The 25,588-nt window shown below is 44.7% G+C and carries 18 protein-coding genes, 7 tRNA genes and 1 pseudogene; 4 read left to right on the forward strand and 22 right to left on the reverse strand.

The annotated features are described in order from the left end of the window. Nucleotides 1-3: 3 nt before the first annotated feature. A complete protein-coding gene (locus GPK88_RS10715; RefSeq protein WP_252197749.1) occupies nt 4-570 on the reverse strand; it encodes a V4R domain-containing protein in 567 nt (188 codons plus the stop codon). Nucleotides 571-797: 227 nt separating this feature from the next. Between GPK88_RS10715 and GPK88_RS10720 the strand changes: the two genes are divergently transcribed. Together GPK88_RS10720 and GPK88_RS10725 are read left to right on the forward strand one after the other, a co-directional pair. Further along, the gene (locus tag GPK88_RS10720; RefSeq protein ID WP_215707787.1) at nt 798-2,258 is read left to right on the forward strand and encodes a nicotinate phosphoribosyltransferase; all 1,461 of its coding nucleotides are present in this window, start codon (nt 798-800) and stop codon (nt 2,256-2,258) included. A 71-nt stretch (nt 2,259-2,329) separates the two neighbouring features. Then, nucleotides 2,330-2,893 carry a M15 family metallopeptidase gene (locus tag GPK88_RS10725; RefSeq protein WP_195566854.1) on the forward strand — a complete coding sequence of 188 codons (564 nt, stop codon included), beginning with the start codon at nt 2,330-2,332 and terminating at the stop codon, nt 2,891-2,893. A 15-nt stretch (nt 2,894-2,908) separates the two neighbouring features. On the opposite strand, the gene GPK88_RS10730 is transcribed toward GPK88_RS10725, so the two are convergent. The 4 genes and pseudogenes from GPK88_RS10730 to ppk1 form a co-directional block, all read right to left on the reverse strand. Continuing rightward, on the reverse strand, nt 2,909-3,457 hold the full coding sequence (locus tag GPK88_RS10730) for a stage V sporulation T C-terminal domain-containing protein (RefSeq protein WP_148448270.1): 549 nt from the start codon (nt 3,455-3,457) through the stop codon (nt 2,909-2,911). Between the two features lie 121 nt (nt 3,458-3,578). After that, nucleotides 3,579-6,587, reverse strand: a complete 3,009-nt coding sequence (locus GPK88_RS10735; RefSeq protein WP_195566858.1) for a bifunctional diguanylate cyclase/phosphodiesterase — start codon at nt 6,585-6,587, stop codon at nt 3,579-3,581. After that, entirely contained in the window at nt 6,577-8,001 is a 1,425-nt protein-coding gene (locus GPK88_RS10740) for an extracellular solute-binding protein (protein WP_148448266.1), read from the reverse strand. The genes GPK88_RS10735 and GPK88_RS10740 overlap by 11 nt, the downstream gene beginning before the upstream one ends. 105 nt (nt 8,002-8,106) lie before the next feature. Next, nucleotides 8,107-10,185 (reverse strand): annotated as a pseudogene (ppk1, locus tag GPK88_RS10745) (polyphosphate kinase 1); the annotation flags it as partial. A gap of 247 nt (nt 10,186-10,432) precedes the next feature. Between ppk1 and trhA the strand changes: the two are divergent. After that, complete coding sequence (trhA, locus tag GPK88_RS10750; RefSeq protein ID WP_148448262.1) at nt 10,433-11,098, forward strand: PAQR family membrane homeostasis protein TrhA; 666 nt, start codon at nt 10,433-10,435, stop codon at nt 11,096-11,098. Here trhA and GPK88_RS10755 read toward each other — a convergent pair. The 6 genes from GPK88_RS10755 to GPK88_RS10780 all read right to left on the reverse strand — a co-directional run bounded on the left by GPK88_RS10755 (nt 11,095) and on the right by GPK88_RS10780 (nt 18,476). Further along, nucleotides 11,095-11,337, reverse strand: a complete 243-nt coding sequence (locus GPK88_RS10755; protein WP_173762862.1) for a GIY-YIG nuclease family protein — start codon at nt 11,335-11,337, stop codon at nt 11,095-11,097. The two genes, trhA and GPK88_RS10755, sit on opposite strands and share 4 nt — an antisense overlap. A 238-nt stretch (nt 11,338-11,575) precedes the next feature. Continuing rightward, nucleotides 11,576-13,003 carry a glycoside hydrolase family 32 protein gene (locus GPK88_RS10760; protein WP_173762863.1) on the reverse strand — a complete coding sequence of 476 codons (1,428 nt, stop codon included), beginning with the start codon at nt 13,001-13,003 and terminating at the stop codon, nt 11,576-11,578. Further along, nucleotides 13,004-14,929, reverse strand: coding sequence for a PTS sucrose transporter subunit IIABC (locus tag GPK88_RS10765; RefSeq protein ID WP_173762864.1), 1,926 nt, complete (start codon nt 14,927-14,929; stop codon nt 13,004-13,006). It abuts the gene before it with no gap. A 432-nt stretch (nt 14,930-15,361) separates the two neighbouring features. Then, entirely contained in the window at nt 15,362-16,342 is a 981-nt protein-coding gene (locus GPK88_RS10770; protein WP_173762865.1) for a LacI family DNA-binding transcriptional regulator, read from the reverse strand. A gap of 211 nt (nt 16,343-16,553) precedes the next feature. Continuing rightward, entirely contained in the window at nt 16,554-17,510 is a 957-nt protein-coding gene (locus GPK88_RS10775; protein WP_173762866.1) for a peptidoglycan DD-metalloendopeptidase family protein, read from the reverse strand. Between the two features lie 132 nt (nt 17,511-17,642). Further along, on the reverse strand, nt 17,643-18,476 hold the full coding sequence (locus GPK88_RS10780; RefSeq protein WP_173762867.1) for a SpoIID/LytB domain-containing protein: 834 nt from the start codon (nt 18,474-18,476) through the stop codon (nt 17,643-17,645). Nucleotides 18,477-18,593: 117 nt separating this feature from the next. Here GPK88_RS10780 and GPK88_RS10785 point away from each other — a divergent pair, with 117 nt between their 5' ends. After that, nucleotides 18,594-19,799: a metallophosphoesterase gene (locus GPK88_RS10785; RefSeq protein ID WP_330626668.1), complete on the forward strand. Its 1,206-nt coding sequence runs from the start codon at nt 18,594-18,596 to the stop codon at nt 19,797-19,799. Between the two features lie 530 nt (nt 19,800-20,329). On the opposite strand, the gene GPK88_RS10790 is transcribed toward GPK88_RS10785, so the two are convergent. The 11 genes from GPK88_RS10790 to GPK88_RS10840 form a co-directional block, all read right to left on the reverse strand. Further along, a complete protein-coding gene (locus tag GPK88_RS10790; protein WP_252197750.1) occupies nt 20,330-20,941 on the reverse strand; it encodes a DUF2284 domain-containing protein in 612 nt (203 codons plus the stop codon). Further along, entirely contained in the window at nt 20,916-22,667 is a 1,752-nt protein-coding gene (locus GPK88_RS10795; RefSeq protein WP_215707789.1) for an ASKHA domain-containing protein, read from the reverse strand. The genes GPK88_RS10790 and GPK88_RS10795 overlap by 26 nt, the downstream gene beginning before the upstream one ends. Before the next feature lie 164 nt (nt 22,668-22,831). After that, nucleotides 22,832-23,464 carry a cobalamin B12-binding domain-containing protein gene (locus tag GPK88_RS10800; protein WP_021976028.1) on the reverse strand — a complete coding sequence of 211 codons (633 nt, stop codon included), beginning with the start codon at nt 23,462-23,464 and terminating at the stop codon, nt 22,832-22,834. Between the two features lie 148 nt (nt 23,465-23,612). Then, nucleotides 23,613-24,428 carry a methyltetrahydrofolate cobalamin methyltransferase gene (locus tag GPK88_RS10805; RefSeq protein ID WP_021976029.1) on the reverse strand — a complete coding sequence of 272 codons (816 nt, stop codon included), beginning with the start codon at nt 24,426-24,428 and terminating at the stop codon, nt 23,613-23,615. A gap of 228 nt (nt 24,429-24,656) precedes the next feature. Then, a tRNA-Lys gene (locus GPK88_RS10810) sits at nt 24,657-24,729 on the reverse strand. A gap of 231 nt (nt 24,730-24,960) precedes the next feature. Beyond that, nucleotides 24,961-25,033: transfer RNA gene (locus tag GPK88_RS10815), tRNA-Phe, on the reverse strand. Between the two features lie 5 nt (nt 25,034-25,038). Further along, nucleotides 25,039-25,112, reverse strand: a tRNA-Met gene (locus GPK88_RS10820). Nucleotides 25,113-25,127: 15 nt separating this feature from the next. Then, nucleotides 25,128-25,200 (reverse strand) — tRNA-Thr (locus GPK88_RS10825). 7 nt (nt 25,201-25,207) lie between these two features. Then, nucleotides 25,208-25,289: transfer RNA gene (locus tag GPK88_RS10830), tRNA-Tyr, on the reverse strand. Between the two features lie 8 nt (nt 25,290-25,297). Further along, nucleotides 25,298-25,370 (reverse strand) — tRNA-Val (locus GPK88_RS10835). 29 nt (nt 25,371-25,399) lie between these two features. Next, nucleotides 25,400-25,473 (reverse strand) — tRNA-Asp (locus GPK88_RS10840). Nucleotides 25,474-25,588 lie beyond the last annotated feature (115 nt).

Genomic DNA, 25,588 nt, shown 5'->3' on the forward strand with positions numbered 1-25,588 from the left:
CGATCATTCCTGTACATCTGCATGAAAACGGCAAACTCTGTCTCCCGTTGCCCAGCAGTCAACTTCTACCGCCGTGTACGGCTTTCCGGAGTACAGAGAAAGGATTCCTGCTATAAAACCTTCATCATAATTACATACGGTTTCCCCGAGAACAGGAAGCCCTGAACAGTCTGCATCTTCCGCAACGGTCAGGATAATTTTTCCGGTTTCTTCATTTACATCCTCAATACGGAGAACCCCGATTTTCAGCTCCTGCATTTTTTTCTGAAGTTCATTGACAAACTGATCCAGCGGCACATCCAGATCCAGCATGTTTTTTGCAAAATATTCTCCGGCTTTACGTCCTGCACTCCGGAATACCTCAATCTGAACCTCTTTTCCAAACCGGTTTTTCAGTTCGTCTTTCAGGGAATACTCCAGCATCCGATATACCATTACCGGAAGCTCATCTCCCAGATTTCCTCTGCATTTGGCATCATATTTAAAATAATCCTCAAACTGGATTTCTTTCATTTCCTTCAGAAAAATATTATCACCCATTGCCGTCTCCTGCTCAAATTTTTTATACATTTATAATAATCCATTCATTTTCCGGTGTCAATTTTATGTAACCTTTTTCTAATAAAAAAAGTATGAAAATTATCCATTTTTATGCACATCAAAAAATCTGACCCTTCTGTAAAAAAAATTTTACAATCCCCTCCTTTGTGTTATAATAAGCCTTATAAAAAAAGAACGGAAACTACCGTGTATTTTCCTCCGGTCACAATATCCGGAGGCACTTAAAGGAGAACTTTATGCGAGCAAATAACCTTACTCTGCTCACGGACCTCTATGAGCTTACCATGATGCAGGGATATTTCAAAAACCCGACCAACCAGACCGTTATCTTTGATATGTTCTACCGCAACAATCCATGTGGCGGCGGTTTTGCTATCTGTGCCGGACTGGAGCAGATGATCGAATACATCGAAAATCTCCGTTTCGCCGAAGAAGACATTACCTATCTGAGAAGTCTTGGCATCTTTGAGGAAGATTTCCTTGAGTACTTAAGCAACTTCAAATTCACCGGTGATATCTACGCGATCCCGGAAGGAACCGTAATCTTCCCGAGAGAACCAATGGTCAAAGTTATAGCACCGATCATGGAGGCTCAGCTTGTAGAAACCGCAATCCTGAACATCATGAACCATCAGAGCCTCATCGCTACCAAGGCAGCCCGCGTATGCCACGCAGCCAAGGGTGATCCGATCATGGAATTCGGTCTTCGCCGTGCCCAGGGTCCGGATGCCGGAATCTTCGGTGCCAGAGCTGCAGTGATCGGCGGATGTGCCGGTACTTCCAACGTACTGACCGGCCAGATGTTTGACGTTCCTGTTCTTGGAACCCATGCTCATTCCTGGATCATGAGCTTCCCGGATGAGTACACCGCATTCAAGACCTATGCGAAACTTTACCCGAATTCCTGTACTCTTCTGGTTGACACCTACGATGTCCTGAAATCCGGTGTTCCCAACGCAATCCGTGTATTCGAAGAGATGCGTGAGGAAGGCATCCAGCTGAAGAATTACGGAATCCGTATCGACAGCGGTGACCTTGCATACCTTTCCAAAAAAGCCTACAAGATGCTGGCTGCTGCCGGTTTTGACGATGCTACCATCTCTGCATCCAGCGATCTTGATGAATATCTTATCGAGAGCCTGAAAGCCCAGGATGCCAAGATCAATTCCTGGGGTGTTGGAACCAAGCTGATCACAGCCGATGACAACCCGGCATTCGGCGGCGTTTACAAACTTGCCGCTGTAAAAGACGCTGACAGTGATACCTTCCAGCCGAAGATCAAACTTTCCGAAAACACAGAAAAAGTTACCAACCCTGGCAACAAGACTGTATACCGTATCTACAGTAAGAAGACCGGAAAGATCAAAGCAGACCTGATCTGCCTGGCAGATGAGAAATTTGATCCGGAAGAAACCATGGTTATCTTCGACCCGGTTGACACCTGGAAAAAGACCAAAGTTCTGGGCGGAACCTACGAACTCCGTGAGCTTCTTGTTCCGGTAATTAAAGGTGGTAAGAGCATTTACAAATCTCCATCTGTCATGGAACTCCGCGACTATTGCAAACAGGAGCAGAACACACTGTGGGATGAGTCCAGACGTTTTGTAAATCCGCAGAAAGTATATGTAGATCTTTCCCAGCCACTTTATGACATGAAAAAGGCCCTGCTGGAAGAAATGAGTGAAAAAGCTCTCTAATTTAAAAAAATCTCCAATCATAAATCCCCTCTCCTTTTCATAAGCTTATGGATAAGGAAAGGGGGTTTTTTATGCACAGAGATTTTTACACCCGTCTGATCAACCGGGAGCATCCTCTGCCGGAATCCTTTGTACCGGAACATCTCATTGACATTGGCCTGCCATTTGAGGCAGCTCCAGGTGATCCCAAACGGCTGCTGGAATGTCAGACCGCCAGAGCCGCCTCCCAGCTTTTTCACGCCTGCCACCGATGTGGCCTGAATCTGTGGGCAGTTTCCGGATACCGTTCTTTCAGGCGGCAACAGGAACTTTTTACAGGAAGCCCTTTTGTGGCAGAGCCAGGAACAAGCGAGCATCAGAGCGGACTTGCCCTGGACGTTTCCTGTCCTTCCATCCATATGGAACTCTCCGAAAAGTTTTCCGAAACTGGTGAAGGCAGATGGCTGAAAAAGAACGCTCCGCTCTACGGTTTTATTCTCCGATATCCGAAAAACCGGGAGGAAATCACCGGCGTTCCCTATGAGCCCTGGCATATCCGTTATGTGACAAAACCGCTGGCATCCTGGCTTACCATCACCAACCTAACTCTGGAAGAATACCACAGCTTTCCCTCCCGCTGCCCACATCCGCCCTGACTGCCGGATTTTTGTTTACTGTTCCATCTGCCGTCCAAGGAAACTGGCCGCAGTACGGACCAGGGCTCTTTCTTTTTCTCCCAACACCGTTTTTTCATTTTTTCCAAGAAGAATCACGGAACCGATGGCATCACTGGCGCACAGAATCGGCTGTATCATTTTTCCACAGAAGGAATCTTCTCCGCCGGAAACCAGCGACATTTTTTCCCTGCCGTTTCCGTCGATAAATTTTCCCTCTCTGCCTGCAATAATTTCATCCAGTTCCGCGCTGATCTCTTTTCCCTCCAGTTCCCGGCTTCCACTGCCGGATGCCGCTACTATCAGATCCCGGTCTGTAATACAGGCTGCCAGCCCGGTAGTCTGCACCAGTGCATCTACATATTCTTCCGCAAAAGAAGTCAGCTCTCCGATCGGCGAATATTTTTTCAGAATGATCTGTCCTTCTCTGTCTGTAAAAATTTCCAGAGGCGTTCCCTCTTTAATCCGCAGCGTCTTTCGTATTTCTTTCGGAATCACTACCCTGCCCAGGTCGTCAATCCTGCGAACAATTCCCGTTGCTTTCATCTTTCCAAATTCCTCCTGTACTTTTTATCTGTTCATTGCCGCTTCCGGCAGTTACTGGTTTATCTGTATGGTTATTATGTGAAAAAATGGGAGAAATATGTATATAAAAAAATCGGGAAAATTAAATTTCCCGACTTTTTTCTCTGATAATTTTTACTGCATCCGGATTGACTTCCTGTGGTACTGCTGCCGGCCGTGCCAGATAATATCCCTGAAGCAGATCTACCTTAAGTTCCAGAACTTTCTCCAGCTCTTCCTTCGTTTCCACTCCCTCTGCAATAATGTACATTCCTCGCTGATGAGCATATTCTACAATATTTGACACGATCTGCTGTTTATCGGCATCCGTGTCAATATCACGGATAATCGCTATGTCAACTTTAACATACTGTGGCGAGAGAGTCAGCAGACATTTTTCGCTGTTATAACCAGTTCCATAATCATCCAGAGCGATTGCTCCCCAGAACTCCGGCGCGTTTTTCTTCTCCATGGCTTCCTGATCCAGGGTTTCCTGTTCTGTAATTTCAATAACCAGCTGGGACTGAAGTTCTCCATATTTGAGCCTGAATTCTCTGCTCTCCTCATCTGTCAGATTCTGACTGGCAATGGAGTTAATAAACAGCAGTTCATCACCTCTTACCTCGCCGTTATCCCGCAGAATACAGTAACCTTCCGCAGCCCGAAAAAAAGTAATTCTCTCCAGCTCATGAAGGCATCGTTCTTCCTTCGCAAGGCGAAGTACATCCTCCGGTGATCTCAGCAGCGGTATCTCCACACGCATCAGTGCTTCCAGCGCTATAACTTTACCGGTTATCGCAGATACAATCGGCTGATAATAATAAGTGAGTTCTTCTTTTCGAATCAGTTGCAAAAACTGCTTCCGTTTCTCCGTTTCATTTGCACTCCGGTCATAAACTTCCAGATCAAATTCCTGGAAATGTCCTTTACCGGAACGTTTTACCTGATACATTGCAAAATCCGCATACTTTTTCAACAGTTTCAGATCCGTTGAGTTTTCAGGATACCAGGCGATACCTCCGGAAATACTTAACCGGAGTTTTCGTCCACTTGGAAGAAGCACAAATTTTCTGTCGATGGCTGCTTTTACTTCAGCAATCACATTTCGGATTTCTTCCTTACTGTCATAACCATAGAAAAGAAGATTAAATTCATCGCCGGAAATCCTGGAACACAGAGTTCCTTCCGGTACATATTCCGCAAATCCTCTTCCCGCTTCATGAATATAACGGTCACCAAAATCATGTCCAAAATTATCATTTGTGTACTTCAGGTTATCCATATCAATCATTACAAACGCGGCAGTTTTAAGCTTCTCCGGATGTTCCCGGAACAGCGCCTCACTTTCCCACTGGAACGCCCGTCTGTTGTAAAGACCTGTAAGTGTATCATAATCTCTTTCATGTTCAATATTCATACGTTCCCGGGTAACTTTGGTAACATCTTCCACAAGTCCGATTCTCCGGTCAGACTCTGTCTTTATCTCCATACGGACATACCGGATTTCTCCTCCGGCATGCTCCACACAATAGACTTTTGCGCCATCACTTCCAACCGTATAGGAACAGCTGCGGTCAAAATTCTTCAAAAATTCCACAAACTGTTTTCCTGTCACAGGTTTTTCTGAGGATTCTTCTACTCCCAGCATGGAAAAGAAATTATCCGTCACATAAACGCTCTCATTATCCATCCGCACTTCAAAACCACCAAGTTCCACACTGGCCATTTCCATAATACGCAGGAACTTTGTGGATATGGTAATCATATCCTGATTCATCTGTATGATCGCATCGGCAAACTGATCCAGTTCCCGGATACCTGTATCCGAAAACTGAAGTGAGGTACTGTTATTTTTCTGTACTGCCTCCACTTCACCGGAAAGCTTCCTTACTGGTCGGGCAAGCCTTAAACTGATCACCAGGCTGCTCAAAACTCCCACCAGCACAGTGAGAAATACTGTCATTGCCAGCATTTTTATCACATGCCAGGAAAAAGAAAACAGCTGTCCCGTATCAACCGCACCGATCAGTATCCACTGCTCGTCAAAAAACGGTGCATTTCTGTTGTACAGCTGAAGTGGCTTTAATGTCATATAATATTTTTTTTCATTAAGTTTCAGCTGATAATCACCATACTGATTCTTTTTAAGCTTCAGTTTTTCTGACTGCAATTCTTTTTCCATGGAGGAATTTTCCCCACTGACACCGCAGACTCCTTCCAAAACGATTTCATCATTTTTCAGTGAAGATTTCGTATAAGCCAGAATATAAATCCCTGCGCTCTGATTCTGCAGTTCTTCATACGGCATCTGAACTTTCAGATATTCTGTAAGCATTTCTGTTCCAAGAACACCATAAACAGTTCCATCTGAAAGGATTAATGGAATGGAATAGGCAATTGCTGAACGGTTGTCGCCGTCCAGTATATAATCTTCTGTTGTCCAGTGGCCATAATCTGCGGCATCCAGCCGGCCCTGATCTTTAAAAGCTTCCTGAAAAACCGGATATATAATTTTCTGAGTACTTTCATCCGAAACAAACATCTGTGATTTCCAGCCCTTATCTGTAGAAATCCCCATGGATTTTACCAGTTCCACAGGAGATCTCTCCATCAGAAGATCCGTATTTTTCTCCGGCGGCAGCGAATCCGGATCCAGATCCCGAATATATAATGCTGGAATTGTATCTTCCGGACTTCTCTGATCCAGGTCTTCCGTATTAAACGCCACATAGATTCCGGTAACAGATTTCCGCCGCATGTTGTTAAGCATTCTTTCACTGATACTTTTCATCAGCAGAAGATAATCTTCTTTATTTTTTTCGATATCTCCAATACGGATCTGCCCTGAATCAACCAGTTCCTGTGCAGTGTTGTTGATCCGTTCTGCCAGGCTGGACAGTTCCTCATTGGCTGTCAGAAGATTTTCCAGATAACTTTGTCTGTTATCTACCTGTTTTTCCAGAATGTCCACTGCATTCTGATTCAGCTGTGTACTCACATGGCTGATTCCAAGCGCTGCTACCAGCAACAGGATTTCAATTCCCAGAACCAGAAGCATAGCTGCCAAAATTGTACGAAATATAGATTTTTCTTTTTTTGTATTAGCCTTCATATGCCTGAAGTTTTGAAAGGACATTCTGATACCATTGTTCAAAATATTCATCCGACAAAAATTCCGCCTCTGCTTCCTCCGCACTCTCACCCTGTGCAATCCGCTCGTCTACAGTATTCCGATCCTGCTGTGCAGTATCTCCGAATGCTTCCTGCAAAACAGTTCTCGCATCATTTCCATTTTCGAATGCATGCATATAATACAGATTATTATCATTAATTTCTGCCTCAGACTCTGTAAGGATTTCCTCCATGGAACTGCTGATATCAGAATCCACAGATTTGATTTTCTCTATATTGTTTGCTTCTTTTGTTACAGGCAGGTATCCTGATCCAACAGAAAATTCTATGTTATTCTCCGACTGAGTAAACCATTTCAGGAATTCTATACTCGCCTTAATTTCATCTTCAGAACCTTTTGTCACAACCATTCCGGCACCCTGCTGGACTGCATAATCATCTCCATCTTTAAATTTCGGACATGGAAGGACTTTCAGGTCTATATCATAGGCAGCTCCGCTGTCGTCACTTACCTGTGTCGGGAAAAATGTAGCACTGGATGTAGATCCAACGTAGCCAAGCACATTGCCAGTTTTTACATCATCACTGCGGAAACGTCCGAATGCTGAAAAATAGCCCTTTACATAAGGAACATAATAATTATCCCAGAGTTTACGGATAATATCTTCATCAAAATTCAGAGTCATTTTTCCATCCTTGACTCCAAAAATATCACATCCAAGTTCTTTTGCGCCTACCAGAAGATAGTTCGCCATGGCATCTCTTCCGAACAGAGCTTTTCCGTCATCTGCCTCCGGAGTCTGACTGTCCGTCCAGTTATAATACTTCTCTGCAGTTTCCACAAGGCCTTCGACAGTCTGGAGATCCTCATACTGAGCACCGGTTTCCTTCGCAAATTTCTGCCAGTCTGTATCATTGAGGAATAAAAGCTCGGTAGATTTCGCAACCGGGAAAATCTTGATACTTCCGTCGTCCGAAAAATCTCCCTCTTTCAGATATTCTTCTACGTACTCATCTTTTTCTTTATCTGTAAGATAATCGGAAAGGTCTACCAGCATATCCTTCTGGTCCATGGTATAAGCCGTATCTGAATATGCAGAAAAAATATTCGGTACTTCGGATGCTCCTACTTCGCCATTCACCGCAGCCAGGACATTCTGTTCCAAATCTTCCGCGGTTCCAAGACTCTTGGTTTCTACGGTAATACCATCTTTCTTTCCAACTGTATCATTAAATTTCTCTGTCAGATCATTAAAAGCATCCAGCTGATCACCATTATAATACGTCCATACTGTAACTGTAACAGGGTCCGACTTTTTTCCGGAACATCCACTGATCATGGACGTTGCCAGAGCCGCGCCTAACAGACAGAGCACTACTTTCCTGTGTGCCATAAATTCTCCCTTCCGCCTGCACTCATTTGCAGGAACACTGTTTTTATCTTATCACAGTACAGACATATTATCAAAGAAAAACCCCGCTTTTTACATTCTGTTTTCTTATTTCTCCATAACTACAGGAGCAGCGTTGTCGTATGCCTGCTCCAGAAATACTTCCTGGGAATTCAGCGGGGCATTATCGGATGGTTCGATTTTATAATTTCCTTTATTGTTCATGGTTCTTGCTTTACGGTTATCACTGAGCATTGTCACAAACATTTCCTGGATCTGCATCCGGATATCCGGATCTTCGATAGGAGCTGCCACTTCCACACGGCGAAGGGTATTTCTTGTCATAAAGTCCGCAGATGAAATATAGATCTTTGCCCTCTCCTGTGTTCCGAAAATATAAATACGGGAATGTTCCAGAAAACGTCCCACAATACTGATAATATGAATATTTTCTGTCTGTCCTTTTACTCCCGGGATCAGACAGCAGATACCGCGGACTACCATATCAATATGTACTCCCGCGCAGGATGCTTCCACCAGCTTGTTCATAATACGTTTATCTGTCAGAGAGTTCATCTTCAGGCCGATATATGCCTGCTCTCCGGCTTTTGCATGTTCAATCTCCTCATCAATCATGGCAAGTACTTTGTTCTGGAGACATTTTGGCGCAACAAGAAGATAATCCATATCTTCAACCGTTTCTCCCATTGCCAGTGCCTGGAATACTCTGGCTGCTTCTGTTCCGATCTTCGGATCAGCGGTCATCAGAGAAAGGTCTGTATACAGACGGGCTGTTTTTTCGTTGTAATTTCCTGTTCCGATCTGTGTATAATATTCCACATTTCCATCTTTTTTCTTCATAATCTGGCAAAGTTTGGAATGTACTTTATAACCATCCAGACCGTAGATCACATGACATCCCGCATCTTCCAGAAGTCTGGACCATCCAATATTGTTCTCCTCATCAAAACGTGCCTTCAGCTCCACCAGAACGAACACTTCTTTTCCATTTTCTGCCGCTTCGATCAGAGCTTCCACAACCTTACTCTGTTTCGCTACACGGTAAAGAGTCATCTTGATGGAAACGACATCCTCATCATTGGCTGCTTCATGAAGCATTGTAAGAAACGGTTTGATACTCTCATATGGATAGGAAAGAAAACGGTCTTTTTTCGCAATCTGGTCAAGAATCGGTTCATGGCTGTTAAACACAGGAGATTTCTGAGGAATTCTTTTTTCATAAAAAAGCTCTGTTCTTTTTCTGAGGCCATCCTGGATCTGGAATACAAAAGAAAGATCCAGCGGGATATCTCCCCGGAATACAAAATTCTTGTCCACTTCCAGATAATCGCAAAGTGTTTCAACAACATCTCCGTCCATTTCTCTGGAAAGTTCCAGACGGATTGGTGCCAGTTTCTTTCTTGCCTTAATCAGCTCCACCATAAATTCACGATAATCCAGATCTTCATCGTAAAGAGCGTCTGCGTCAATATCTGCATTTCTGGTAATACGAAGCAGGGATTTTGCCTTGATGTGGTAACCTTTGAAGATTTTTGAAACAAAGTGAAGGATCAGTTCCTCAGACAGCATATAAGTGCCTGTTTTTCCGGGAACCGGGATCAGGCGCTGGATACCTTCACTGCTGCACGGAATAATACCCAGTTTTTCTTTTCCTTTTTTTGTTTCCAGAACTACTACTGCATAGATTTCTTTATTCCGGAGAAATGGAAACGGCTGTCTTTTTCCCACGATAGACGGAGAAATAACCGGAGCCACTTCTGCTTCAAAATAACGTTCCAGATAATTGCGGTCTTCTTTTTCGATCTTATGGAAATTCAGCATATGTACGCCGTATTCTTCCAGGCTTTCCATAATCTCTTCATAAACCACATCTCTTTTCCGGTTCAGTTTTTTGGTTCTGGCAAGGATTGCGTCCAGCTGTTCCTTTGGTGTCATATTGGTTTTGTTTTCGCGGATATCTTTTGCAAGAAGCATCTGATCCACCAGAGATCCCACACGGACCATATAAAATTCATCCAGATTGCTCTGATAAATCGAAGCAAATGTGAGACGTTCACACAGCGGATTTTCCGGATTCTCTGCCTCCTCAAGTACTCTCTCATTAAATTTCAGCCAGGATAATTCCCTGTTCATGTATATTGTATCTGCCATTTTTTCCTCCTGTAAACGGGCCTTATTTTTTCTGTCTCAGTATACTGGCCTAATGTTTATTTCAGAGCAAGGGTTTGTTAAGTTCTGATAAAATTTTTGCAAAAATAGGGGTTGCATTTTCGAATAATAGTGGTATAGTATTCGTATACTTGATATGTAGTTTTGAATACTACATGTTATTTTATCAATTTCTACATTGTTTGACTGTTATTCCGCATCCGTACAACAGATTCCTGCGGAATATCATACAGGAGGTGTTTTTATGAAATTTAAATTAAAAGACCCTGGAAGTGCTATTACTCATGGGATCGCCATGCTCCTTGCAGTGGCCGGTGCCACTCCGCTGATCGTGAAAGCTGCCAGAAGTGCGGATATTCTTCACGTTTTTGCAGTAAGTGTTTTTATCCTGACTATGATCCTGCTTTATCTGGCAAGCACCCTTTACCATTCCGTAAACTCCACTGCCAAGGTGAACCGCCGCCTGAAAAAAATGGATCACATGATGATCTTCGTGATGATCGCAGGCAGCTATACACCGGTATGCCTGATCGTCCTCCACGGCCGTACCGGTTATATCCTCTGTGCCCTGGTATGGACCGTCGCCATCATCGGCATGATCCTCAAGGGCTGCTGGATCAACTGCCCGAAATGGCTTTCCTCTGTAATTTACATTGGAATGGGCTGGCTGTGTGTTCTGGCTTTTGTGCCGATCTTCCACAATCTGCCGCGGGCAGGTTTCGGATGGCTTCTGGCAGGCGGAATTATTTATACCATCGGCGGCGTGATCTATGCGTTGAAACTTCCAATTTTTAATGCGAAGCATAAGAATTTCGGTTCCCATGAGGTGTTCCACATCTTTGTTATGCTGGGAAGTCTCTGCCACTTTGTTGTGATGTATTTCTTTGTAGCCGGCATGGCCCTGCACTAAAATTTCATCAGCTCCAGCTTCTTTTCTCTGGTCAGCTGTTTGATCCGGTATTCCCGGATCATAGCTTCTTCTTTTGTTGCAAAACCTTCGTAATAGACCAGCTTCACCGGCCGCTTGGCCCGGGTATATTTGGCCCCTGCCTTTCCTTCGTTATGAGCTTTCATACGCCTGGAAAGGCAGTTTGTCCATCCGGTGTAGAGTGTGCCGTCTGCACACTGCACGATATATGTGTAGTTCATGAATTTTTCCTCTTCTGTAAAAACTATTCTGCTTCTATGTAAAGACAGCCGCCGGTGTTTCTTCAGCAGCCGTCCTTCTATTCTCAAGCAGCCGGAAGGATTCATGTAATTCATTCAAAATAAAATTTAAAGCAGGCTGGGATTCCGGCTGCGGATTTTCCCACCTGCTTTATTATACGTTCTTTCATATTTTCTGTGAATATAAATCTAATCCTGCAGATTTTCTTCACAGAATTTTTTATTCAACCACACAGTTTTTCAGTGTATAAATATTTCCATCTGCTTTTGAAGTCTCCAACTTCACAGCCTGCGTCTGTGTCTCCGGATAATATCTGGTAGAGAAAGCCACTTCTCCGCCATTCACATAAATCTCCACAGCTGTAGTATCCGCAAGGATTCTGAGACTTTCAACTTCGCCGGACGGAATATGTGCTTTACGTACTTTTCGTCCTGCACCGGCTTTCTCGGAGAGAGTTAAGATCACATCTCCGCCCTGATACTCCAGGAAAAGATTTTCCCCAAGACTTACCTTGCCCTGGTCACCTTTTACCTGAATATCCAGATCAAATGGTCCGTTCACCGGAAGCTCCACGCTGGAACCGCTGATGGAAGTCCCATTCTCTCTCAGCCCGTTCAGTTCTTTCACCGGATACTGATAAAGCATTCCGTTCTTATACGTAACTTCTCTCGGAACCGTCAGGCAATGCTGCCATCCTTCACTTTGCGCTGTAGGATTTACATACTCCTCGTCTGCATCCGGCATTCCCATCCAGCCGATGAGAATCCGTCTGCCTTTTCCATCCTGGAATGTCTGGGGTGCATAGAAATCAAAACCGTGATCCCATTCCCGGAAATCTTTTTCCTCCGGCTTTCCGTCCTTCAGGATAAAGTATCCGGACTGATAGATGTTCTGGAAACGGAACTCTTCCCTTGTCAGTCCCTGTGGAGATACAGAAAGTACTTCCTGTCCCTCAAGGGTAAAATAATCCGGGCATTCCCACATGTATCCGAAAGCATTCTCTGTGGTCAGCTCATGGTCGAATTTCCAGTTTTTCAGGTCTTCGGATTTATAAAAAAGTACGGCACCCTGGTCGCTTTTCTGACGGCCGCCAAGGATCATGCGATACTCCTCTCCATCTTTCCAGACCTTCGGGTCACGGATGTGGCATGTGTAATTCTTCGGATAATCCTCCCAGGAAACGGCTACTTCTTTTGTTCCAAAATGAACGCCGTCCTCACTCTCCACATGGAGAGTGCTGGACTGCCTTCCGTTATTGATATAATCATAATCTCCATCCATCTTGATGTTTCCTGTGTAGAAAAGATGAAGCTTATCTTTTTCCGCAATGGCGGAGCCTGAGTAAACACCATGACAGTCATAAATGCTGTCCGGCAGAAGCGGAACACCTTCATATCTCCAGCTGATCATATCTTCGCTGGAATAATGTCCCCAGAATTTCAATCCACCGTTGGACTCAAATGGAGAATACTGGAAAAACACGTGATATCTTCCTTTATACCAGCATAATCCGTTTGGATCGTTGAGCCATCCGGTGGGCGGCATCAGGTGATGGGTCAGACGGTTTGTCTGCATTGCCCTTCCCACTGCTGCCGTTTCCTCGATTTTTCGAACTTCCTCCGCAAGCACTTTTGTCAGAGAACTCATTTATTTTACCTCCAGTACTTCAGAACTGTTATTTACGGTTCCTTCTGCAAGCATTTTTACTTCTTCATAATCATCGGTATTGGTTACGATCAGCGGTGTGGTCACATCGTAACCTGCTGCCTTGATGGCATCCATATCAAATGTGATCAGCGTCTGGCCTTTTTTCACTTCGTCGCCGTCTTTTACATGTGCGGTGTAGAATTTTCCGCCAAGCTCAACGGTGTCAACGCCGATGTGGATCAGCAGTTCCAGTCCGCTTTCTGTTGCAAGACCGATTGCGTGTTTTGTGTCAAAAATTGTAGAAACGGTAGCGTCGCAAGGTGCTTTTACCTCACCTTTGGACGGAATCACTGCCATGCCTTTTCCAAGGACTTCTGATGCAAAAGTTGCATCTTTTACTTCTGAAAGCGGGATCGCGGTTCCCTCAAGCGGGCTGTAGAGGGTCTGTGCGCCAGCGTTGGCTGTCTCTGTTTTTTCTTCAACTGTTTCTGCCGGAGCGCTTTCTGTTTTCTCTGTTTCGATATTTTTTTCAGCTGTTTCCTGTACCTCGTCTTTATATCCTATCATCCATGTGAGTACGAAAGCCACTCCGAACGCGATGGCAAACATCAGGATATAAGCAACTGGGTTATTCAGGCACAGCAGGATTCCGAAGATACCGGTAACACCTGTTCCTGTAGCACCAAGACTGGTGATGGAGGCAAAAAGCGCTCCGCATGCACCGCCGAGGCAGCCCATGATAAACGGCTTTCCGAAGCGGAGGTTTACACCGAAGATCGCCGGCTCTGTGATTCCCATGCATGCACTTAAAGCAGACGGAACAGCCATGGATTTGATCTTCTGGTTCTTTGATTTCAGGCCTACAGCAAGAGCTGCACCACCCTGTGCAACGTTGGCTGCGGATGCAAGTGGCAGCCAGTAGGTAACGCCGAATTTGGCGATCTGTCCAAGGTCAATGATGGTGTACATGTGATGAACACCTGCAACAACTGTCGGTGCATAAAAAGCACCCATGATAAAGCTTCCGATTCCAAACGGCAGAGCGATCAGCCACTGGATTCCATCCAGAAGTCCGTTCTCAACAGCTACGAAGATCGGTCCGATAATGGAAAGAGTAAGATAACCAGTTACAAAAACACTGACAAGTGGTGTTACAAAAAGGTCGAACATTGCCGGTACAACTTTATGAAGTCTCTTCTCGATCTGTGCCAGTACCCATACTGCAATGATAACCGGGATTACATGTCCCTGATATCCGACCATGTCAATGGAGTAAAGTCCAAACCATACTTTCTGTGTTGCCTGTACGCCTTCTGTTGCGACGGTCCAGGCATTCTGCAGATTCGGATGGATCATGATCATACCGATAACCGCGCCCAGGTAGGGGTTGGCGCCGAATACTTTCGCACCGCTGTAAGCGATGAGGATCGGCAGGAATGTGTACGCCGTGTTACTGAAAAGCTGTGCAAATACATAAATGGAACCGTTGGTATTGATGTTCAGGAAGCCGTTGTTTACCATGAAGTTCAGAGCTTCCATGATTCCCATCAGGAATCCGCTGGCTACGATAGCCGGGATGATCGGGACAAAAATATCTCCAAGTGTCTTGATCAGTCTCTGTGCCGGATTGGCCTTGGATGCTGCCACCTGTTTCAGTTCTTCTTTGCTGCTCTCGGAAACTCCGGCGATCTGGATGAACTCGTCATAAACCTTGTTTACAACTCCTGTTCCCAGGATGATCTGCATCTGTCCCTGTGCGAAGAATACACCCTTCACACCGTCGATGTTCTCTACATATTCCTTGTCTGCCTTGTCATTATCCGCAATGACCAGACGAAGTCTTGTTGCACAGTGTGCTGCGGAAATTATGTTTGCTTTCTTTCCTACATGATCATAGATTTCCTGTGCGGTCTTTCTGTAATCCATGTCCGTCCTCCTTTTCTTTTACTGTCCTTCCTGCGGGCAGTAGACTCTTTTTGCTTTCCCTTTTTTGTGAAACAAATTTCTGATCTTTTTTTGTTTCTTTTATGAGATTGATTCCATATTTATTTTTCTTTTAAAAATGACTGTTTTTTCTTAAGTCCTTGGTTTTTATTAGTTTTTCAGGCATTTCTTTGCTTGTTTTTCATATTTGTTTATGTGTTCTTATGTGGAATCGTTCTCACATCTTGATTGTATTATAACCACTACATTCTCATTTGTAAATCCGCAACATCTCACAAATTTTTCTGGCCAAAATTGTACATATTCCATAAGAACAGGCATAAAAAAGAAGCAAACCTCTTTTTTCCAAAAAGATTTGCTCCTGTTCCACAATAACTTATAATTTTTCTCCCCTGTCTGCGGGGATATTCTCTGTCACCTGTGAGATTCCCGTTCCACAAGTTCACATCCCATTTTGATTTCCTTGCTGATTCCGGTATCGTTCTCAATAAGATCTGCCAGCATGGCTGCTGCCTCCATCCCACTGGTCTTATAATAAAAATGTACCGTAGTAAGCTTCGGTTCCACAATCTTGCCCGGAACACCATCACCGATCCCTGCGATCTGCACATCCTCGGGAATGCGAAGTCCGATCTCCTTCAGATAAGTCATGGCTCCAACTGCCATGGTATCCGTGGCACATACCAGCGAATCAATGGAAGGGTCCTCCTCAAAAAGTTCCTTCGCCATCTCATAACCGGAATCCATGGTAAAACTGCCTGCCTTCATCTTCTCCGGCAAGATCTCAAGCTTTCCTTTATGAAGCGCATCCACAAATCCTTTTTTACGGCGTGCACCAACTGCCTCATCTTTATCTGTAACACCGATGTAGGCGAACTTTTTCCCCTTCTTCGCAAGTTTCTCTGTCACCATAAAAGCTGCCTTGTAATCATCCTGATAAATACAGGGATACCCGTCCAGATGCTGTCCCAGAAGCACGATCGGCACTTTATAATCCTTCAGCATCTGTTTATGCTTTCTGGTAAACATGGTGGCAATAAAAACCACTCCGTCCACCTGGCGTTCTTTAAACAGAGAAAGATATTTCAGCTCTTCTTCCAAATCGTTGTTGGTATTGGCAAGAATCAGCTGATAACCTCTCCGTGTAAGAATATCACTGATTCCCTCAACTTCACGACTTATGGTATCGGAATTAATCTTTGGAAGGATGACACCGATAAGGCTGGTTTTCTTCGTCCGCAGTGTCTGCGCCTGGGAAGATGGCTGATATCCGGTCTCCTGGATCACCTTGCGGATGACTTCTTTTTTTTCACTGCTTACATATCCGTTGTTCAGATATCTGGATACCGTAGCTCTGGAAACTCCGGCAAGTCTGGCTATTTCATTAATGTTCATGACCTATGTACCTCTTCTTCTGTCCTCTTATGTCTGTCATTTTCCGTTGTTTTACAGATATTTATAGATAGATTATACACGTTTTCTTTCCGTTAAAAAAGATACTTTTAACTTCTTACGACATAAAAAAAGTACGGGATGCATCTCACTCGCATCCCGTATCCTTTTCAGCGATTATCCATGATCATATCTGCTGTTCCAACTTTCTGCATCACTCCAAATACTCAAACGGGTCCACCGGCGTACCGTCTTTTCTCATTGCAAAATAAAGATTCGGACCTTCTACAGAATAGTATTTGGTCGGTGCACTGATATTTCCGATCACTTCGCCTTCTTTTACTGTGTCACCTTCTGCCACAGTAAGGTCTTTCAGCTGTCCGTACACCGCCTGATAACCATTTCCAAGCTCCATGGTCACAGTCGTTCCTGTGCAGGCATCCTGTGTAATGGAAAGCACCTGGCCGTCTGCCGCCGCGTATACCGGTGCATCTTCCACTGCCTGCAGGGAAATCGCCGGGCTGACCCGATACTGATCCAACGTCGGATAATATACGGTTTCATTCATATTGTAATCCACAAGAACCGTTCCTCTCACCGGCCACTCCATAATGGAATCCTCTGTAAAGTTCAAAGTCTGTGCTGCGATTCCGGCTGCGGAAGTTTCGGCTGTATCTGTGGAGGAAGTCTCTGCTCCGTTATTTGCTGCATTTTCTCCAGTTGTTGCTGCATTTCCGGCGTTGGCGTTATCTACTACATTTCCGGTTCTGGCAGTACTATTGCCAGCATTTTCTGCCACTGCATTACCATCCGTTCCTGCATTTTCAGCTGCACCGCTTCCTGCAGTCTCACGGATATTTCCGGTTACACCGTCTGCATCTGCCCCATCTTCTGAAGCTCCTGCCAGACCAGTTTCATCTCCGGCTGCTCCATCAGTCATCTCATCCTGTGCCGCATCTTCCCAGCCATTTCCGGCAACTGCCGCATCCTCTGCGTTTTCCCCGTCCGAAAGCTCTTCTTCCAGCCCGGTCTCTTCCATCTGTACAGAATTTTCCTCCTGGGGATTTTCTACAACAGGTTTCGTCCCCAGCTGATAAACGGTAATCCCAAGTGCCGCCACTGCTGCCAGAACTCCGCCGTTGATAATGCCTCTCACAATTTTACTTTTCATATTCTTTCCACCTCTGTCTGATATGTTCATTTTCAGCAACGGAAAAAGCAGTACAGAGAATATCTTCCTTTCACTCTGCTACCGTTTCCAGTCACCATTTCTGTATCTATAGAGTGTCCAGAATATGGCTGTCTATTCACTTTTTGAATATTTTTCTTTTAATTCCATCTCCGGAAAATATTTTTTCAAAATCTCCTCCGCATTGCTTCCGTTTTTCGCCATCTCATTTCCGCCAAACTGTGAAAAACCTACACCATGGCCACTGCCCCGCACCCGAAGATAATAAGTATCATCTTTTTTCTGCAGACTGAAATTCGCCGATTCCAGCCCCATCCCCGACGCAAAACTTTCTCCCTCCAGAAGAGTTTCCCCTACCATAAGCTCCGTCACATAACCGGCACTGTCCCGCTTTTTGATCTTCAACTCCCCGGAAAGCTGCCCCGCCGGAATTTCCACAACTTTCATATAATCCGGAGATTTTTTGTCCCCGCTGCTGTCTGCCGGTTTCAGATATGTATACGCCTCATCATGAAAAGCCTCTGCTCCGCTGCGTGTTTTCCCCGCGCTGATCTTATGCCAGGGTGTCAGCTTTACTTTTCCCTCATATGTCAGTACCTGCCCTCCCGTCTCTTTCGCTGACTGCTGATAGATTTGATTTTTTTCTGTAAAAAAATATCTCCAGACTTCTCCTGCATTTTCGTTTTCCCAGAGGATCTCCGCGAGATTTTCTCCCTCCCCAAGCCACCTCTGAATATTCGACCGTGCGATCACAGTCTGCGCTTTTATGGTTTCTTTTTTCATATCCGGGGAAATCTGCGAAAAAACAATGATGGGAAGATATTCTTCCATATCAGGAGCCCTCTCTGCCAGGACCATCTCCGTCCCCTGAAAAGCCGCTGCCGTAAAATAAGGAAGAACAATTGCCAAAAACACCAGACAGTATCGAAGAAGCGCATATTTTTTCATAAAAACACCATAAACGGTCTTTTTCCTAATATATGTTCTTTTGCAAAAAATTATTATTTGCTGTATACTATAGCAATTCGAAGGGAATCTGATTACAATATCACCTGATTTTTAAGAATGGAGGTATCTCATACCATGCTTGCCATCTTTCTCGCACCACTATATATCCTCATTAATATTTATATCGTCCGCTGGATGATCCTGTGGATGGGTGCATGCACTCATTTTTTCCAGACCTTTGCGTTCCGGGCATGTTTTGTGGGTGTTTATATTTTTCTGTCCACTTCTCTTCTGACCTGTTTTCTTATCCGGAAGCCGCCTGTGGTCCACCGTTTCCTGAAAAATACAGCCAATTATTTCCAGGGAACGTTTCTTTACATTCTGATTGTGATCGTAACTACTGATCTTTGCAGACTGATCCTGAAGCACACGCTCCATCCGGCCTGGCTGTACTCCCGGAAAGCCTTCGTAATCACGGGAGCAGTCTGTACACTTCTGATCATCGGTATCAGTCTTTATGGAATTTTGAACCAGTGGAATATTAAGACAAAAACTTATGATGTGAAAGTAGACAAGCAGGTGAAGGGAATGGATTCTCTGAAAATCGTCCTGCTTGCAGATATTCATTTCGGATACAGCATCGGGGAAAAACATGCCGAACTTCTTGTAAAAAAGATCAACGCCGAAGATCCGGATCTGATCTGCATTGCCGGCGATATTTTTGACAACGAATACGAAGGGATCAAAAACCCCGAAAAAACAGCGGCCATTCTTCGTTCGCTGAAATCCAGATACGGAGTTTATTCCTGCTGGGGCAACCATGATCTCAGCGAACCAATTCTGGCCGGTTTTACTTTCCGTAATGCAAAAGAAGATTATGACGATCCCAGAATGTGGGATTTTCTGGAATCCGCCAACATCCGACTGCTCAATGACGAAACCGTTCTCATTGATAACTGGTTTTATCTGACAGGCCGCAAAGATCCGTCCCGCTGCCGAAAAATGTCTGACACACGGAAGGAACCTGACCAGCTTACAGCCTCCCTGGACAAAACACTCCCCATTATTTTTATGGATCACCAGCCTGGTCAGCTGGATGAAGTGGCAGCCGCAGGCGCAGACCTTGATCTCTGTGGTCATACTCATGACGGCCAGCTGTTCCCTCTGAACATCATCACCGGCCTGGTCTGGGAAAATTCCTGCGGTTACCTGAAAAAAGGAAATATGCACAACATCGTTACCTCCGGCGCAGGCATATGGGGCCCGAATATGCGTACTGCCACAAATAGCGAGATCTGTTCGATCACGGTGCATTTTTCATAAATTTCTCATGCTGCCCTGTATCTCTGTTTTTCTGCTGACACAGAATCCGGCCAGTCCCGGATCCTGTGTCTTTTTTTCTTCACTGAACGTATTTCCGGTTCATTCTGCTGTGTTATTTTCAATTGTTTTTTATCCCAGTATTTATTGCATGTCCCAGCTCCTTTGCGCGCCGACGCATACGCTCCACAAGACCTTGTCCAATTCCTTCCTGCAGCCGGTACACGGGAGATTTTTTCCATAAAGATCCCAAGGAGCATTGCTATTATGTGAAAAATCTGCAGTAGTTTTCCATAGCCATATACCATAAAATACCATCCTTTCCACAAAAGACTTCGTTCTCAGGTTTCTGATTACTGATTTCATTCCATCCACCACAGATTTCTGTAATGTACAGAACCGGGAATGCGCGTTTCCCACAGCTATACAGCTACCAAAAGCCTATGTAAGCCTTTCGCAGAAATAGAACCGGAAATTTTTTCTGCATATGACAGAACTGCTGGCCGGTTGGGACTTTCTCCTCATAAAGACTTTTATTCCAGGAAAAAGCAGCTGGTATAAGTGATTGTTCCAGGTCCGTAATAATATTCGATCCCGCTGTCCTGACAGACCTGTGTTACCAGCATTCCATATGCTTCCATTGATGAAAAACGTTTCTCCGGAAAACGGCAGGGGGCATCCGGATAGCTGCATTTCGCACATCTGGTGCAACATCCGGCCCCAAGGGAAAGAAGTTTGGGGAAAAATTTTTTCAGCTGGTCATGCATCTTTACAAAATGTTCTTTATGAAGTGCTTCCGTCTCCATCATTCCCTCTCCGTCAAATTCATCTTCCAGTTCCCCTTTTGTCTGTACAATGATTCCTTTTTTATAACCGGAAATATCTGCCGCACATTCTTCCAGTGTTCCACAGGCAGGCGGGCAACTCCAGTTGCGTCCGTACATATGGCATTTATCCGTGCTGCACATCTGGCGCACCTCCGGAAGAAGTTTAATCTTATCTATATTCAGTTCTTCTACTTTAAAAAATCCTATGCTGTTTCCAATATTTTTTAATTCTTCCAGCTCCATAATGTTTTCCTCTCCATGCTTTTCGATTCCGTTCCAGTTCTGGTGGATTTTATATCTCAGGAAATTCCAGCTCATCTACAAACTGATCCTGAAATTCAGGTAATGCCGCAAGCTCCAGAAATTCCGTATGACGTGCAAGCCGCTCTGCCCGTTTCAGTTCTTCTTTATTCAGAAGTGCAAGCTTTGCGCCTTCACCGGCCGCATTTCCAACCGGAATGATCCGATCCTTCAGAACCCCGGGAAGCATTCCGATCCTGCATGCTCCCGCCGGGTCCATATAATTTCCAAAAGCTCCTGCTATATAAACCTGCTCCACCTGTTCCAGAGTAATCCCCATCTGTTCTGCCAGAAGAGCAATTCCTGCAGCAATGGCCCCTTTCGCCAGCTGTACTTCCCGAATATCTTTCTGGCTTAAATATACCGGTTTTCCATCCCCGGATTCCAACGGATCAGCCAGAAGATATGCTTTCTTTGTATTTTCATCGATCTGAACCACCCGCGGATTTTCCAGCAGCTTTCCGCTTTCATCGATCACCCCCGCATCCAGAAGACATGCTATGATATCGATCAGACCGGAACCGCAGATTCCCGTTGGTCTGCCTCCGCCGATTACCTTACATTCCAGTTTTCCATTCACCAGATGTGCATGTTCAATCGCACCCTTTGCGCCCCGCATTCCACAGGCGATCTTAGCTCCCTCAAAAGCCGGCCCTGCCGCAGTAGAACATGCAATACGGCGTTTCTCATTTCCAAGAACAATTTCTCCGTTTGTTCCAATGTCGATCATCAGCGTCATCTTTTTCTCTTCTTCAAGATTCACAGCCAGAAGACATGCTACAGTATCTGCCCCCACAAAACCTGCAATAACAGGTAAAGCTACCAACTGTCCTCCCGGGTGAATACCAAGATGGAATTTTTCTGCCGGAAACATCAGCCCCTGACTGATGGCCGGATTATACGGTGCATGAACCAGAGAATCCGGTACAATTCCCAGGAAAAGATGATGCATGCAGGTATTTCCCACAACACTGACCTGATAAATATCCTCCGGAGATTTTTTCGCCGCTTCACAAAGTGTACCGATCAATTTTCTTAAAAGCTCCCGGATACATGTGGAAAGTTCTTCTGTACCGTGCTCCAGCGAATAATTTGCTCTCATGATCACATCTGCGCCATATTCTGTCTGTGTATTTAATGCACTTGCTGTTGCCAGCTGCTCTCCTGTTTTTCCATCCAGAAGATATCCTGCCACCGTTGTTGTCCCAATATCAAAAGCTGCCATCAGTACCGGTCTGTCGTCCTGTTCTTTCAGCTCCAGGATCTGATCTCCGCTGATAATCGCTCTCGCTTTTCCATTTTTCTCTTTTATCAGTCGGCTGATTACAGGCAGTATTTCCAGTTTTGGCTGAAAAAAGATATCTTTCTTCCGGCAGCTTTTTATCGCTTCGCAAAGTCTTGTCCAGTCTGAACTGTTTTCTCCCACTGTACATGGCGGGATCTCAATATCCAGAATTTCCAGTTCCGGTGAAAAAGTCACGGCTCTCTCTGTTCCCTTTACAAGGATTCTGTGTTCAGATTTTTTCTCAATCGCTTCTACTTCAATATCTGTAGTTATCTTTGTCTGACAGGCTTTTTCCACAGCTCCGTTTATTTTTACCATGCATTTTCCACATTTTCCGGCTCCTCCACATGGTGCATCCGGGGATAAACCTGCGATTCGCTCAGCCTCCAGTACCGTAGTTCCTTCCTTCACCGTGACTTCTGTTTTTTCTTTTATAAAAAACACCCGGTATGTATTCATACTCTGTCCCACCCCCTATAATCTATAGTCAAAAATCCGCAGAAACTATTATACCTTTCTAGTTTCTGCGGATCTTAATCTGCTATTATACCGGAGATTCCTGCCCAAACAAGTTTCTCCTTAAGCAAGCGGATTGCAAATACCCGCTTTTTTGCCTGTTTACTTTATGCGGCAAGTGATTTTGCAACCTGCGCTGCGGAAGCTGCATCTGCTGTATAAGCATCTGCACCGATCTCTTCTGCAAATTCCGGAGTGATCGGAGCTCCACCAACCATGATCTTGATATCTTTACGGAAATCTTCTTTATTAAGAGCTTCAACCGTTTCTTTCATAGCTGGCATGGTTGTTGTCAGAAGTGCGGAAACACCTACTACTTTAACATCCGGATTCTCACGTACTGCTTCAATAAATTTCTCTACCGGAACATCTACGCCAAGGTCAATTACTTCAAATCCTGCACTTTCAATCATCATGGCAACCAGGTTTTTACCGATATCGTGAAGATCTCCTGCTACAGTTCCGATGATCATCTTTCCTGCTACACCAGCGCTTCCACCTGCAAGATGTGGTTTCAGAACATCTACACCTTTTTTCATAGCTCTGGCTGCTACCAGCATCTCCGGAACAAAGATCTCATTATTTTTGAATTTCTCACCAACAACGCCCATTGCCTTGATCATATTGTCAAGAACATCTGGTGCCGCATTTCCCTCATCCAGGGCTTCCTGTACCGCTGCTGCGATCAGTTTGGATTTTCCTCTCACTACCAGATCAAAAACTTCATCCATTTTACTCATAAGATTTTACCTCCTGAAATTAATTTGCACTCATTTATCTGTTTTTCAAATACAGTCTGTTTTCGTACCTGACTGTATTTTTTTGTATGTTCCTTAAGTCTTCTCTGACAGACTCCGCAATCAGCCAGACTTGCCTTAAGCCCATTTTTTATTTTTTTACAGGTCCGATCAGTCCTTCTCTGTATGCCCCGATATATTCCATACAGTAGTCATCTTCTCCAAGAAGAGCTTCTGTCGCATAAATCAGTCCAAGCATATCTCTGTTTGTAGGATCAAGGATTCCACTGTCCAGTCCGGCGTTCATAGCCAGTACCACAAATCCAAGATTGATCAGCTTACGAACCGGAAGGTTAAATGAAATATTGCTGATCGCTGCTGTAATATGAATAGAAGGGTATTTCTCACGAACAGTAGAAATAACTTCAATATTTGTCTCAATTCCATTCTCAGATGTACAAAGCATCTCTACCAGCGGGTCAATGTGGATCCTGGATGGCGAAATTCCGTACTCTTTGGCTTTTGCCATGATCTTATCGAATACACGAAGTCTGTCCGCTGCGTTCTTCGGAATTCCACTGTCATCACTTAACAGTGCAATAACCTGCCAGTCCTTATTTTCCTCCTGCGCCATAATTGGAAAGATCTTATCAATCTTATCTCCCTCACCAGATACAGAATTAAAAAGTCCCGGTCTTTTACAGAATTTATACGCCTGCGCCAGAACATCTGCACTGGGGCTGTCTACAGAAATCGGAAGATCTGTTACTTCCTGGATACAGTCGATCATCCATTTCAGAGTTTCAACTTCCTGTTCTTCCGGAACAGATGCACAACAGTCAATAAACGTTGCATTCGCTTCTGCCTGTTTTCTTGCACGATCCTTGATAAATTCAGCATCTTTGTTGGCGATTGCTTCTGCCACGGAAGGAATCGAACCATTGATCTTTTCGCCAATAATAATCATTTGCTACACCTCCTGAAGTATTCTTTCCGACAAAACGTACAGTCCATGAATCCCCCGAAACATGCTGTAGTTTTCTAACTGTCTTTATTGTAGCAGATACTTTTTACAATCTACATACTCTATAGCGTGGAGTTTTCACGCTTCTTTTCATACAATGTGTAGGATAGCCGTGATGTATTTTTGATACGAAAAAAGCACTGTCATTTTGACAGTGCTCTTAAAAAGTAGTGAGGCATCGGGGATTCGAACCCCGGACAACTTGATTAAAAGTCAAGTGCTCTACCGACTGAGCTAATACCCCATATTAAATTATATGCTTGGTTTAGCATTAAAACATGCCCAGGCTTTTTCTAACCAGCCGTTCGCAGAACCTAGCATTAAAACATGCTCAGGCTTTTTCTAACCAGCCGTTCGCAGAACCTAGCATTAAAACATGCTCAGGCTTTTTCTAACCAGCTGTTCGCAAGACCTAGCATTAAAACATGCTCAGGCTTTTTCTAACCAGCTGTTCGCAGAACCTAGCATTAAAACATGCCCAGAGCCGGAATCGAACCAGCGACACGAGGATTTTCAGTCCTCTGCTCTACCAACTGAGCTATCTGGGCATAAGTAGCGGGGACAGGATTTGAACCTATGACCTTCGGGTTATGAGCCCGACGAGCTTCCAGACTGCTCCACCCCGCGTTATTAAATGTTAAAAGCCGATGATCGGACTCGAACCGATAACCTGCTGATTACAAATCAGCTGCTCTGCCAATTGAGCCACATCGGCATTTAAGTGGATGGAGAAGGATTCGAACCTTCGAAGGCGGTGCCAACAGATTTACAGTCTGCCCCCTTTGGCCACTCGGGAATCCATCCATAATCTATGGGACCTATAGGGCTCGAACCTATGACCCTCTGCTTGTAAGGCAGATGCTCTCCCAGCTGAGCTAAGATCCCATATTTAATTCATTACAGCTAAGCTGTAACGACCCAGAAGAGACTCGAACTCTCGACCTCCGCCGTGACAGGGCGGCGCTCTAACCAACTGAGCCACTGGGCCATTTAAGGTTTGTACCTTAAAAACTACATACATGTTTGTTGATTGTTAATCAAACTCTTTGAATCAATTCTTAACCTGCGTTTCTTGGTCAAGCCCTCACCCGATTAGTAACAGT

The sequence above is a fragment of the Blautia sp. MCC269 genome, from assembly GCF_018785655.1.
Classification (GTDB): domain Bacteria; phylum Bacillota; class Clostridia; order Lachnospirales; family Lachnospiraceae; genus Blautia_A.